The organism is Amycolatopsis sp. (genome assembly GCF_035276945.1).
Taxonomy (GTDB): domain Bacteria; phylum Actinomycetota; class Actinomycetes; order Mycobacteriales; family Pseudonocardiaceae; genus Amycolatopsis_E.
Genome location: NZ_DATELF010000061.1, coordinates 1 through 12624, shown reverse-complemented (window position 1 = coordinate 12624; position 12624 = coordinate 1). Strand labels below are relative to the sequence as shown.

Sequence of the window (12624 nt, the reverse complement as noted above, 5' to 3'; positions counted from 1 at the left end):
AGTGTCCTGCCTGGAACACCGGCAAGCCGCTGTCGCCGAAGCTGCTGATCCTCAACCTGCGCGACCACGCCTACGCCAAGGCGCCCTACCTGCTCGCCGGCGGCGGCAAGGACCTGACCGGCGAGGAGAAGGGCACCCCCGAGCAGCTCGCCCGCGTCGACGCCCTCGCCCTCGCCGAGGCGGAGCGCCCGCTCATCGGCGGCGCCGACGACGGCGGGGTCATCGACCCGGACGTGCTGTGGTCCTGCACCACCTGCGGCGCCTGCGTCGAGCAGTGCCCGGTGGACATCGAGCACGTGGACCACATCGTCGACATGCGCCGCTACCAGGTGCTGATCGAGTCGAGCTTCCCCAGCGAGCTCAACGGGATGTTCAAGAACCTGGAGAACAAGGGCAACCCGTGGGGCCAGAACGCCAAGGACCGCCTGGCCTGGGCGCAAGACCTGGACTTCGACGTACCCGTCTTCGACGGCGAACTGGGCGACGCCGAGTACCTGTTCTGGGTCGGCTGCGCCGGTGCGTTCGAGGACCGGGCGAAGAAGACGACGCGAGCCGTGGCCGAGCTGCTGCACATCGCGGGCGTCAAGTACACCGTGCTCGGACCCGAGGAGACCTGCACGGGCGACCCGGCCCGGCGCGCGGGCAACGAGTTCCTGTTCCAGATGCTCGCCCAGCAGAACGTCGAGGTGCTCAACTCCGTCTTCGAGGGGCGCGACCAGCGCAAGATCGTGGTCACCTGCGCGCACTGCTTCAACACGATGGCCAACGAGTACCCGGAGCTCGGTGGTCAGTACGAGGTCGTGCACCACACCCAGCTGCTGAACCGTCTCGTCCGGGAGAAGCGGCTGGTGCCCGTCGCGCCGATCGCCGACGACGTGACCTACCACGACCCGTGCTACCTGGGCCGTCACAACAAGGTCTACGAAGCGCCGCGTGAGCTCGTCGGTGCTTCCGGCGCGCGGTTCCGTGAGATGCCGCGTCACGGCGACCGCTCCATGTGCTGTGGCGCCGGCGGTGCGCGGATGTGGATGGAAGAGAAGATCGGCAAGCGGATCAACCTCGACCGGGTCGACGAGGCGCTGGGCACCGCGCCGTCGAAGATCGCGACCGGCTGCCCGTTCTGCCGCGTGATGCTCACCGACGGGGTCACCGCGCGCCAGAACGACGGCAAGGCCGGCGAGAGGGTCGAGGTCGTCGATGTCTCCCAGCTGCTGCTGGCCGCGGTCAAGCGGGCTCCGCGGACGCCTGCCGGAGCCGTGCCGGACTCGCTGCCTGAGCCGGGCGCGGATCCGCTGGAGACCCTGGAGACCCTGGATACCCACTGACTCGGCTGAGACGCGGAACCGGGCGAAAGCGCGAACGGGGGTCGACACACGCGTTATTCTGTTATCTCGCAGCCGATGCAGTCCGCGAAGCACTGCGACCTGCGTGAACGGGGCGACTAAATGGGGATACCGGCCGATACCGGACCAACCGGTGAGTCCCCCGTGCCCAGGGCCGGTGCGCGGTTCCCCTCGGCGAAGCAGCTGAGCAAGCTCGCCGACGACCAGCCGGACCCGGGCCAGAGGAGCCGGCGGAAGGGCTCCCGACCGTCCGGTGCCCGGTTCCCCACCGATCGGCAGCTCGAGAAGTACGTCGAGCCCGACCCCTCCGAGCAGCCCGAGCCGGCCGCTCGGCCCGCGCCCCCGCCGCGGCCACAATCTCGACCGCGGCCCCAGCCGCGTGCGGAGGAAAGCAGGGGGGAGCCCGAGGAGTTGGTCGGCCCCCGGGTGCGTCCCTACGTGCTGACCCGGGGCCGTACCCACTCGGTCTACGAACTCCGGCTGGAGACGATGGTCTCGCTGCGCGCCGACGCCAAGTGGGGGGGTATGGCGCTGAGCAGCGAGTACCAGCCCGTGCGGGCGCTGTGCGCGACCCCGCAGTCGGTGGCCGAAGTGGCCGCGAACCTTTCGGTGCCGATCGGCGTCGCGCGCGTGCTGCTCTCCGACATGGCCGAACTCGGCCTGCTGCACATCCACGGCACCGAGCGCACCGCCGAGGGACGGCCACCGATGGCCCTGCTGCGGCGGGTGCTTGACGGACTGCAACGTCTCTAGGTAAACGCTTACGATCATCAGGTGGCCGAGGAAAAGGGCGAGAGCACGTTGACCGTCGTGCTCGCGGGCGCGGTCAACCTGGCCATCGCGATCATGAAGGCGATCGCCGGGATCATCACCGGCTCCGGCGCGCTGCTTTCCGAGGCCGCGCATTCGGTGGCCGACACCTTCACCGAGGTCCTGCTGCTCACCGCACTGCGCCGATCCGCCCGGCCCGCGGATCGCCTCCATCCGTTCGGTTACGGGAAGGAGCGTTACTTCTGGTCTCTGCTGGCTGCCGTGTCGATCTTCGCCTCGGGCGCGATGTTCGCCTTCTACGAGGGTTTTTCCACGGTTTTCGGGGGGCCGGTCGAGCAGACCAACTCGATCGTCGGCTACATCGTGCTGGCGCTGGCCTTCGCGATGGAGTCGGTGTCCTGGGTCCAGGCGCACCGGCAGGTCCGGCGCGAGGCGGCCGAGCAGCACAAGTCCCTGCTCGAGTACCTGAAGTTCGTCGACGACCCCGCGCCGAAGACGGTGTTCCTGGAGGACTCCGCGGCGCTGCTCGGGCTCCTGCTCGCTTTCGCCGGACTGGGACTGCACCAGCTGACCGGCTCGGTGATCTGGGACGGGGCGGCCTCGATCGCGATCGGGGTGCTGCTCGCGTTCGTCGCCTACATCCTGGGCCGCACCAACCTGCGGCTGCTGATCGGGATGCAGGCCGACCCGGCCGTGGTGCGCGGCATCCACAACCTACTGGCGGCCGCGCCGGAGATCGAGGCCGTGGTGGATCTGCAGACGATGTTCCTGGGCACCGATCAGCTCCTGGTCTGCGCGCGGGTGGACTTCGACGACTCGCTCGGCGCGGCGCACGTCGAGCGGGCCTGCGTGCGCCTGGCCGGGGCACTCGCGCGCGAATGCGGCGATGTCACCGAGGTGTTCATCGAACCGGTTCCACGCACCGATCCCGATCTCCGTGCCGCCGTATTGGCCCGGTACGGCAAACCGCTGGTGTGACCCCCGCCAAGGTTCTTTGAGCGCTGATACTGGGGTTTCGCACAGGGAATTTCAGGCGCCTCGCCGCGATCCTGACCAGTGCGGCTCGGACGGGCTTCGACCAGTCCTTTGGCATTCCGGGCGCGTTGCCGTACCTGCCGCACGGAGTCAAGCAGGGCTGGTCCGGTTTCGGTGCTGCCCCGGCTCCCGGTGAGGAGTGCACGGAGAACGCGGCCACCCTCCGCGTGCTGGCCTCGCCCGAGGCCAAGAGGGCGCTCACACTGGCATCGAGCGGAGACGACACATCCGGGGGCCTTTCGGCGCAGAGCATCGATCTGACCAGCCGCGCGATGCACACGACCGGCACCGTGGGCCCGTGCAACCGGAAGATCGTGGCGGTGCTGACCCTCGAGCCGACCACCATCACCTGGCAGGACTCCGCCAAGCGGATCACCGATCTCACCAGGGCCGGCTACCGGCACCGCGCCGTTGACTGAAGCAGTGAATCAGTGCTTCACTTGTTGAGTGCCGTACAGGCGTACCCCGCAGGTCCAGGCGCGGCTGGACGCCCAGCGCGCCAAGATCCTCGACGCCGCCGCCGAGTTGCTGGCGGAACGAGGCTACGCGGGCTGCTCGGTCGCGGCGGTCGCCGAACAGGCGGGCGTCGCGACCGGCAGCGTCTACCGGCATTTTCCCGGCAAGGCCGAACTGGTCGTCGAGCTGTTCCGCGGCCTGGTGAGCCGCGAGGTGGCGGCCGTGCGCGAAGCCGCGCGGCGCCCCGGCAAGCCGGCCGAACGGGTCGCCACCATCTTCGAAACCTTCGCCAAGCGAGCGCTGAAAGCGCCGCGGAGGGCCTACGCGCTGCTCGCCGAGCCTGTCGACGCCGAGGTCGAGGCCGAGCGCATCGTCTTTCGCCGCGTCTTTCGTGACGTGGCGGCCGAGCACATCGCCGAAGGCGTCCGGTCGGGGCAGTTGCCCACGCAGGACGCCGAGTTCACGGCCGCCGCGATGGTCGGCGCCGTGTCGGAAATGCTCGTCGGACCACTGACCAGCAACGACACCGCCGCGGAGCTGCGGCCGTTCATCCTTCGCGCCTTGGGTGATGAGCCGCGGCGCGCGAGGTGACCAGTGAGCGCGCCAAGTCGCGGGAAGGACGGGAGCGGACATGCCTGACACCCATGAAGTGACCAACCAGGTTCCGCCACTCGTCCACGACGTGGCCGACGATCCGGCGCTCCTGGAGGGCCTCCGGCGGGAGGGCGCCGGGTGGGCGGAGGAGGAACTGCACGAGCTCGGCAGGCTCGCCGGGAGCGAGCAGGGTCAGGAATGGGGCCGCCTGGCCAACGAAAACCCGCCCAAGCTGCGCACCCATGACCGGTACGGCCACCGCGTCGACGAGGTCGAGTTCCACCCGCATTGGCACGACCTGATGAACGTCGCGGTCAGCCACGGCCTGCACGCGTCACCGTGGCGGCAGGACCGGCCTGGCGCGCACGTGGCGCGCGCGGCGAAGGTGCTGGTCTGGAATCAGGCGGAACCCGGCCATGTGTGCCCCATTTCCATGACCTACGCCGCGGTGCCCGCCTTGCGGCACAATCCCGAGCTCGCCGCCGTGTACGAGCCGCTGCTCGCGTCCACCGAGTACGACTTCGGGCTACGCCTGCCGACCACCAAGCGCGGACTCATCGCGGGCATGTCGATGACCGAGAAGCAGGGTGGTTCGGACGTGCGCGCCAACACCACCACGGCGACGCCTTCCGGCGACGGTTACCTGCTGACGGGCCACAAGTGGTTCACGTCGGCGCCGATGTCGGATTTGTTCCTGACGCTGGCGCAAGCTCCTGGCGGGCTCTCGTGCTTCCTGCTGCCGCGTGTGCTGCCTGACGGCTCCCGGAACCGGATCTTCTTGCAGCGCCTCAAGGACAAGCTCGGCAACAAGTCCAACGCATCCTCGGAGATCGAGTACGACGGAGCCGTCGGCTGGCTGATCGGCGAAGAGGGCCGAGGCGTGCCGACCATCATCGAGATGGTCAACAACACCCGGCTGGACTGCGTGCTCGGCTCCACTTCCCTGATGCGGCAAGGGGTTGTGCAGGCCGTGCACCACGCCTCGCATCGCCGCGCGTTCGGCGCGTACCTCGTCGACCAGCCCGCGATGGCGAACGTGCTGGCCGATCTCGTGGTCGAGTCGGAGGCCGCCACCACCGTCGCGATGCGGCTCGCGGGCGCGGCCGGGGACCCGTCCCAGCAGGCGTTCCGCCGCCTCGCGCTCGCGGCGACCAAGTACTGGGTGTGCAAGCGCGGACCGGTGCACGCCGCCGAAGCGCTGGAATGCCTGGGCGGCAACGGTTATGTCGAGGACTCGGGTATGCCCCGGCTCTACCGCGAGGCGCCCCTGCTGTCCGTTTGGGAGGGTTCCGGCAACGTGGTGGCGCTGGATGCCCTGCGCGCCATGAGCAAGCAGCCCGAGTCGGTTGCCGCGTTCTTCGCCGAGATCGGCTTGGCGGCCGGGGCCGACGATCGGCTCGACGGCGCGGTGGCGCGGCTCCGCACCGAACTGTCCTCTTTGGACGACATTCAGTTCCGGGCGCGACGCCTGGTCGAGACGATGGCGCTGGTGTTGCAGGGCGCGCTGCTGGTGCGTCATGCCCCGCACGCGGTCGCGGACGCGTTCTGCGCCTCCCGGTTCGGCGGCGACTGGGGCATCGCCCTGGGCACGCTGCCCACGGGTGTCGACACGAAGGCCATCCTCGAACACGCGCTGACGGCCTGAATCAGTTGCCAGTCAGCCGTTTTGTGGCTCGGTGCGTGATCTCCGAGCCGGCGCGCGTGAACTCGACGATGAGCCGAAGCTGCTCGTCGCTGTAGCGGTCGAGGAACCGCAGCATCTGTTCGATCAGGTACTCCCACGGGCTCGCGTCGTCCGGCTGGTCCAGTTCGATCAGTACCTTGCGCCGGTCTTCGGGGTGCGGTTTGCGGCGGACCAGTCCCTTGCGCTCCAGGCGGTCGATGAGCGCGGTGACCGAAGCCGGTGCCAGTCCCGAGTGTTTGACCAGGTCCTTCGGCGTCAGCGGGCCGAAGCGGGCCAGGTAGTCCGTCGCCTTCGACTCGGTGGCGGACAGGCCGCGCTTGTCGGCGATCGCCGCGTGGAACATCACTGTCTCGGTGGACATCTCTCGGCAGGCCATCAGGACTTCGCCGATCAACTTCTCGCGCTCGCTTGACACGTCCCCCAGTCTACTCCATTATTTAGTTCGGTAGAACGAATTACTTGTCGAGATATTCGAAGGAAAGGACTAACATGACACGCGCGTTGATCATCGGCGGGGGTATCGCGGGTACGGTGGCGGCTATCGCGCTGGACCAGGCCGGTTTGGAGCCGGTCGTCTACGAGTCCTACAACCGGTCCGCCGACGGCGTCGGGGCGTTTCTCACGCTGGCCAAGAACGGGCTGGACGCGCTGGACGCGATCGGCCTGAAGGACCTCGTGCGCGAGGTCGGCGTTCCGACGCCGGGTATGGCCCTGTACAACGGCGACGGCAGGCGGCTGGGGCAAATCGAGATGCCGGCCCACACCGTGGTCCGGTCGGATCTCTACCTAGCGTTGCGGGACGAGGCCGTGCGGCGGGGCCTCCGCGTCGAGTACGGCAAACGGCTCGTGGACGCGACAGGTGTCCGGGCCCGGTTCGCGGACGGAACCTTTGCCGAGGGGGACCTGCTCATCGGTGCCGACGGGCTGCGGTCACGCGTGCGGGAACTCATCGATCCGCAGGCACCCGCGGCACGGTACATCCCGTTGCTGAACACGGGCGGAGTCGCCGAAGGCGTCCAGGTCGACGATCGGGTGGGCGCGTGGCACATGATCTTCGGCAACCGGCAGTTCTTCGCCTACGTCCGCCGGCCGGACGGGAAGGTGATGTGGTTCGCCAACCCGCCGCGGAAGACCGAGCCGACACCGGCCGACCTGGCGGCGGTCAGCGACGAGCAGTGGCGTGCCGAGCTGATCCAGCGCGCCCGAGCCGATCGAAGCCTGGCGGCCGAGCTCATCGCGGCCACTCCGGTGATCTTCCGGCCGTGGGCGACCTACGACTTCCCGAGTGTGCCCATCTGGCACTACAACCGCATGATCATCATCGGTGATGCGGCCCACGCGACCTCGCCGTCTTCGGGGCAGGGCGCCTCAATGGCGATCGAGGACGCTGTCACGCTGGCGATGTGCCTGCGTGACGCAGGGATCGACGAGGCGTTCAGGCGTTACGAGAAGGCCCGCCGGGAGCGGGTCGAGACCGTGGTGAGAACCGGAAAACACAACGGGGACGGCAAGATCGCCGGTCCGATCATGCGCCATGTGCGCGACTTCTTCGTCAGCAGGGGCTTGAAGAACACCGATGCCGGCGCGATGAGCTGGATGTTCGACCACCACATCGAGTGGTCGCAGCCGGTCGGGGTCTAGCGCCAGGTGTCCACGCGGTGGAAGTTCTGGTAGGCACGGCTCGGTGTGGGTCCGCGTTGCCCCTGGTAGCGGGAACCGGCCTGCACCGAGCCGTACGGGTGCTCGGCGGCACTGGTGAGCCGGAAGAGGCAGAGCTGGCCGATCTTCATCCCCGGCCACAGCGTGATCGGCAGGTTCGCCACGTTGGACAGCTCGAGCGTGATGTGCCCGGTGAATCCCGGGTCGATGAAGCCCGCCGTCGAGTGCGTCAACAACCCCAGACGGCCCAGAGACGACTTGCCCTCCAGCCGGCCCGCGAGGTCGTCGGGCAAGCTGACCAGCTCGAACGTCGAACCCAGCACGAACTCGCCGGGGTGCAGGACGAACGGGTCTTCGCCCTCCTTCTCCACCAGCGAGGTCAGCTCGTCCTGCTGGATGGCGGGGTCGATGTGGGTGTACTTGCTGTTGTCGAAGACCCGGAAGAAGCGGTCCAGCCGCACGTCGATGCTGGACGGTTGCAGCATGGCGGCGTCGAACGGGTCGATGCCGAGCCGGCCGGCTTCGACTTCCTTGCGCAGGTCGCGGTCACTGAGCAGCACGGCCCCACCCTACGGCGAGTTGCCCGCTCCCGACCCGCGAGTCCCCCCTCACAAGACGCTGAGTTCGGCTTTGGCGGTCAGGCCGCCCGCATATGCCGAGCGTAGGTGCGGTCGAGCTGGAAGATCTTCGCCAACCTGCCGACATACTGGCGGCGTTCCAGGCCGCCGATGAACTCCCGCACTACCGTGGCTCCCGGGATGTGCCTGCGCGCGGTCTCGGCGGCGAAGTTCATCGCCGCCGTCGTGAGCACGGCGGCCTGGGTGAGCGGGTCGTTGGGGATTTCCAAAAAGTCGGCGTTCTTCTTGCCGAGCACCAGCCTGCTGATGGACGAATGCACGCGGACCGACAGCTGGGACACGATCTTGCCGAGCAATCCGTCGCCGACTTGACCGTGCGAACGCACGAGGGCACGCGCGAGCCGTTTCGAGTCCTCGTCGGGGATGAACTCAGTCACGGTCAGGAGCCAGAACAGGCGCCAGGCGTCTTCCTCGCCGGCGGGCAGGAGTTGCTCGTCGACACCGATCAGCCAGCCGACATACCGCCACAGATGCAGGATGTCGGCGCGCTCGCGCTCGCTGTAGCGGATGCCGAGCAGTTGGGTGCCGAAGACGAAGACGAGCGAGAAGAGCAGGAGGGTGCCGACCATCTGTACCTGGTTGACCGGCTCATCCCAGGCTTCGTAATCCCAGTCCCGGCGACGCCGCATCGCCGCCCTGACGTGCGCGTGCACCAGCCGCACCCGCAGTGCCGAGGCATACCCGGTTTCGCCGCGGCGCAGGTTGCCCGGCGTGGTGACGTCGATCCACCACGCCGCGGTCTCGATCAGCCTGCGACTCGCGAGGTCTTCGATCTCCCCGGTCGCGACCAGGGTCTTCGTCGCGCGGGACGCGAGATACCCGCCCATCAAGGACATGTCGCCGAGCGGAAACAGGCCGAGAATCCCGGTGCGCGTGATCGCCTTCGCGCCACGCTCGAGCCGGTCGTAGTCCAACCAGTACGGTGTCGCCTCGACCTCGCGAAAGAGGTTTTCCAGCTCCACCGGCGCGTTCTCGACCGCGTCGATACCCTCATAGAGCGCCGTCTCGAACAGTCGCCGAACCTCCGGCCGCTCCCCGAACACAGCCACCACAGGGTCCGCGAGCGGGTCCGTGACCTGCGCGAACTCGCGGAACCGGCGCACCTGCTCGGCGGTGCCGCGGATGTCGCTCCGGATGAACACTCGTGAGGCCAGCCGGAGCCCGCCCTGGCGCAGCAACTCCGGGTCAGGCAGCCGCTCGTCCATGACAACGATCGTTGTCACTCGCCGCCGAGGTGTCAAGGAAGAGGGTCTTGACTGAAGGAGACGGCCCACCGTGTATGCTCTGGTACCGCTGCGGATGTAGTTCAATGGTAGAACATCAGCTTCCCAAGCTGAGAACGCGGGTTCGATTCCCGTCATCCGCTCTTTCTCGAAAGCCTCAGGTCAAACGGGGTCTACTGTGGACCCGGGGGTTTCGTTTTGGCCGGTTATTCCGTCGCTTGGGCCATTAACGGGCCATTACGTCGTGGGGACCAGCACGCCGCTCGCCCCGTCGTCCGGGTCTTCGTCTTCGGGCTTACTGCGCTTCCGGTGCTTGTCGACGAGATCGGACAGCCGGTCGGCGATCCGTTCGTCTGCCTCGCTGGTCGCCCGCTGGTAGATCAACGCTGCCCGCACATCGTCGTGACCCATGCGCGCCATCAGGTCTTTCGTGGACGTGCCCGCCTTGGACGCCCAGATGTTCCCGGCGTGCCTCAGGTCGTGGAAGTGCAGACCCTTCAGGCCCATGTCCGCGACGACCTTCGTCCACCTCACCCGCTGATTGAAGTTCGGCCGACGCAGCGCGTTCCCGTTCCGCTCACCGGTGAACAGCAGGGCGAGCTGGTCAGGCTTGACGTAGGTCGTCAGGTGCTTGACCACTTCCGGCCTGATCGCCGCAGGGACGATCAGCTCACGAACCCCGGCCCGCGACTTCGGCGGCCCGACGATCAGCCCGCGTCCGGGGACTTCGACGAGCGCCTGAGAGATCCGAATCCAACTCGCATCCTCCCCGATGTCACACCGGCGCAGGGCCGTCACCTCGCCCCACCGCAGCGAGGTGAACGCGGCGAGCAGGACCAGGGCGCGGAACCTGTTCGGCAGCCTGTCCGCCAGTTCGAACACCTGGGCCACAGTCAGTACCGGCCGCGCGTCCGGGTGTTCACGATCAGCCCCGCGGACACGGCACGGGTTACGCGGGAGAATCTTGTCTTCGTCCACGGCCGTGCTCAGGACACCCCGCAGCAGCCGGTACGCCTTGGCCGTCACCGACTCGGACACCCCGGCCGCCAGCCGATCCGAACGCCATTGCCGAACAATCGCGGTGGACAGCTTGCCCAGCTCCACCCCGCCGATGTACGGCTCGATGTGCTTACGCAGTAGCCAGCGGTACAGCTCGACCGTGCGCGGACGCAGGCCCGGTCGCTGAGTAATCCACTGCTCGGCGTAATGACCGAGCGGAACCTTGGCCCGCTCAGGATCAGTCCACTCACCCTTCATGATCTGCGTCTCCGTGAGCGACAGCCACCGCTCGGCGGCTCGCTTGCTGTCGAACATTTGCGGTGCGCTCCGCATCCGCCCATCCGGACCGGGGTAGCGTGCCTGCCACTTTCCCGACTCCCGTTGACGCACGTTCCCGAACCCGCGACGTCCCTTCTTGTTCGGCATCAGGCAGCCCCCTTCAGATCGCGGATCACGGCAGTGCGGGTGATTGGTTCGACGCGGCCGGCCTGGACGAATGCCTCCAGGTCGTCGACGGATAGGCGGACGTGTGCGCCGACCTTGTGGAAGGCGATGCGACGTTCGGCGATGAGTCGCCGGACGAAGCGGACGGAGGTGTTGAGGTATTCGGCGGCTTGTTCGACGTTCAGGTAGTTCGTGTTCAACGTGTCGTTTCCCCAGGTAGTCACGCTGCTTGTGGAATTGCCGAAGTTTCTGGACCGTCGCCGGGCGGCCCAGCGGCTGCGAGTAGTGCCCGGTCGTACTCGGCCCGCCAGGCGATGCGTTCGGCGATGGCCCGCATGAGCAGGTGGGCGCGGGGTGGTGCGTCGCGGTCGCCGGGTTGGAGCTTGCGCCAGATCAGCCGTGCCGGGTCCTGTTCCGGTTTGACGATGCCGACCGCCGCGAGCATGTCCCGCACGAACCGTTTGCGGTCTGCCTTGTGGTCGGCGAGGGTCTTGCCGGACCACTTGCGTGACACCAGCACCCGCCGCCCCGGTAGACCGAGGGTTGTTCGGCGGTGTGCCCGTCCCTTGCAGTGCCCCGGCGTGGTGCGGGAGTTGGCTCCCTTGGGTTGGATGCCGTAGAGCAGCCAGACCGCGCACCGCGGCGAGCACGGCGTCACCGTCAGCTCGGCGTGGAGCCGGTCGTGGTGCTCCCGCTGCTGCACCGAGGTGGCCTCGACCACCTCCCCCGTGGACTTGGTGAGGTATTTGGTCAGGTAGCCGATGTGCCGCCCGGCTTCCTCGGTGCCGCCAAGGATGCCCTTGGAGTGGACCTGTCGCCCGAAGGTGACCACGTGCGCCGGTTCCTCGACCTCCTCCGCCGCCTGGTCCCACTCACTCAGGGGTTCCCGCGTTTCGGGGTCCACAAAGGACTTCGAGCGTGGTTCCCAGACGGGCAGCCGGTCACCGTGATAGACGAGCCGGTCATGGTTCGGCCACCACACTTGGTGATAGGTCGCCGCCGTGACCTGCCGGATCACCTCATGCGGGATGGCACCCCGCAGCGCCGTGTGCAGGTGCGGCGCGGCGCGTTTCTGGGGTTCGACGGTGGCGAAGTACTGCACATCCCAGCCGACGACCCGGCGCAGGTTCTGCCACCACCGATCCACCAGCGCGGAGAAGTGCACCGCGTCCCGCGCTGCCCGCCGGTAGTCGTAGCTACCGGGCTCGACCGGGGTGCCGTCGTCCCGGACCCGGCCGTAGGTGTCGCAGGTGAGCGTGACGAACATCGACGGCCGGAACCTCCCGGCGTACTCGCGGCCCACGGTGGTCTTGGCGACCTTGCGTCGGGGCAGGTTCGGCGCGTCCTGCCGCCGCCGCGTCGACCGCTTCGGAGTCCGCTTGTCCGGCAGGTCCGGCGAGGGCAGCCGCCCCCGCACGCCAAGTTGCCGAAGTTCTTCGTCCACGCCCCGGATCTCGTCGCGGAGTTCGTCGGCCTGGCCCTGGTCCCCGTAATCGACCGCCGCCCGGTAGGCCGCCACCAGATCGGCCCGGAAGGTGACGAGCGCGGTTTGGTCCTCGGTGGGTGGTGTCGGGGTGAAGTCCGGTTCCTGGTCGAGGTGCCAGCCCTCCCGGCACTGCACCATCCGTAGCGCCTTGGCCTTCTTCGCACACGGCGCACAGACGCTTTCCACTGTGGAGCCGCAGGGCACGGCCACGTAGCGGAGTTCGCCGGTGTCGGGGTCGCCGGCCTCCATGGTGAACGGCCGGACGCACACGCCGTGTTTCTCCGCGGCCGCC

13 protein-coding genes and 1 tRNA gene are annotated in these 12624 nt (G+C 68.1%); 8 read left to right on the top strand and 6 right to left on the bottom strand.

Annotated features, from left to right (window positions below; genetic code table 11):
• From VJT49_RS10185 to VJT49_RS10160, 6 genes are all read left to right on the top strand, one after another.
• Positions 1-1325: (Fe-S)-binding protein (locus tag VJT49_RS10185; RefSeq protein ID WP_324164504.1), on the top strand; the 1325-nt coding region annotated here is incomplete at its 5' end.
• A 162-nt stretch (positions 1326-1487) separates the two neighbouring features.
• Positions 1488-2096: a DUF742 domain-containing protein gene (locus VJT49_RS10180; RefSeq protein WP_324164503.1), complete on the top strand. Its 609-nt coding sequence runs from the start codon at positions 1488-1490 to the stop codon at positions 2094-2096.
• Positions 2097-2117: 21 nt separating this feature from the next.
• Positions 2118-3092: a cation diffusion facilitator family transporter gene (locus VJT49_RS10175; protein ID WP_324164502.1), complete on the top strand. Its 975-nt coding sequence runs from the start codon at positions 2118-2120 to the stop codon at positions 3090-3092.
• Between the two features lie 125 nt (positions 3093-3217).
• On the top strand, positions 3218-3568 hold the full coding sequence (locus tag VJT49_RS10170) for a hypothetical protein (RefSeq protein ID WP_324164501.1): 351 nt from the start codon (positions 3218-3220) through the stop codon (positions 3566-3568).
• A 28-nt stretch (positions 3569-3596) separates the two neighbouring features.
• On the top strand, positions 3597-4196 hold the full coding sequence (locus VJT49_RS10165) for a TetR/AcrR family transcriptional regulator (protein ID WP_324164500.1): 600 nt from the start codon (positions 3597-3599) through the stop codon (positions 4194-4196).
• A 40-nt stretch (positions 4197-4236) separates the two neighbouring features.
• The gene (locus VJT49_RS10160) at positions 4237-5844 is read left to right on the top strand and encodes an acyl-CoA dehydrogenase family protein (RefSeq protein ID WP_324164499.1); all 1608 of its coding nucleotides are present in this window, start codon (positions 4237-4239) and stop codon (positions 5842-5844) included.
• 1 nt (position 5845) lies between these two features.
• On the opposite strand, the gene VJT49_RS10155 is transcribed toward VJT49_RS10160, so the two are convergent.
• Entirely contained in the window at positions 5846-6298 is a 453-nt protein-coding gene (locus tag VJT49_RS10155; protein WP_324164498.1) for a MarR family winged helix-turn-helix transcriptional regulator, read from the bottom strand.
• Between the two features lie 74 nt (positions 6299-6372).
• Here VJT49_RS10155 and VJT49_RS10150 point away from each other — a divergent pair, with 74 nt between their 5' ends.
• Positions 6373-7524, top strand: a complete 1152-nt coding sequence (locus VJT49_RS10150; protein ID WP_324164497.1) for an FAD-dependent oxidoreductase — start codon at positions 6373-6375, stop codon at positions 7522-7524.
• Here the strand turns inward: VJT49_RS10150 and dcd are convergent.
• Both dcd and VJT49_RS10140 read right to left on the bottom strand, forming a co-directional pair.
• Positions 7521-8102, bottom strand: a complete 582-nt coding sequence (gene dcd, locus VJT49_RS10145; RefSeq protein ID WP_324164496.1) for a dCTP deaminase — start codon at positions 8100-8102, stop codon at positions 7521-7523. The genes VJT49_RS10150 and dcd overlap by 4 nt on opposite strands.
• 77 nt (positions 8103-8179) lie before the next feature.
• Complete coding sequence (locus VJT49_RS10140; protein ID WP_324164495.1) at positions 8180-9385, bottom strand: oxygenase MpaB family protein; 1206 nt, start codon at positions 9383-9385, stop codon at positions 8180-8182.
• 90 nt (positions 9386-9475) lie between these two features.
• Between VJT49_RS10140 and VJT49_RS10135 the strand changes: the two genes are divergently transcribed.
• Positions 9476-9546 (top strand) — tRNA-Gly (locus tag VJT49_RS10135).
• A 94-nt stretch (positions 9547-9640) separates the two neighbouring features.
• On the opposite strand, the gene VJT49_RS10130 is transcribed toward VJT49_RS10135, so the two are convergent.
• The 3 genes from VJT49_RS10130 to VJT49_RS10120 all read right to left on the bottom strand — a co-directional run.
• Positions 9641-10717: a site-specific integrase gene (locus tag VJT49_RS10130; protein WP_324164494.1), complete on the bottom strand. Its 1077-nt coding sequence runs from the start codon at positions 10715-10717 to the stop codon at positions 9641-9643.
• Positions 10718-10827: 110 nt separating this feature from the next.
• Positions 10828-11046 (bottom strand): helix-turn-helix domain-containing protein, encoded by a 219-nt coding sequence (locus VJT49_RS10125; protein ID WP_324164493.1) that lies wholly within the window; start codon positions 11044-11046, stop codon positions 10828-10830.
• Positions 11047-11066: 20 nt separating this feature from the next.
• On the bottom strand, positions 11067-12624 hold a 1558-nt coding region (locus VJT49_RS10120), incomplete at its 5' end, for a replication initiator (RefSeq protein ID WP_324164492.1).

What these genes read in the sequence shown, in the direction of transcription:
- VJT49_RS10160 (WP_324164499.1), top strand. Translation starts at nt 4,237, where the DNA reads ATGCCTGACACCCATGAAGTGACCAACCAGGTTCCGCCACTCGTCCAC.
- VJT49_RS10150 (WP_324164497.1), top strand. Translation starts at nt 6,373, where the DNA reads ATGACACGCGCGTTGATCATCGGCGGGGGTATCGCGGGTACGGTGGCG.
- VJT49_RS10140 (WP_324164495.1), bottom strand. Translation starts at nt 9,385, where the DNA reads ATGGACGAGCGGCTGCCTGACCCGGAGTTGCTGCGCCAGGGCGGGCTC.
- VJT49_RS10130 (WP_324164494.1), bottom strand. Translation starts at nt 10,717, where the DNA reads ATGTTCGACAGCAAGCGAGCCGCCGAGCGGTGGCTGTCGCTCACGGAG.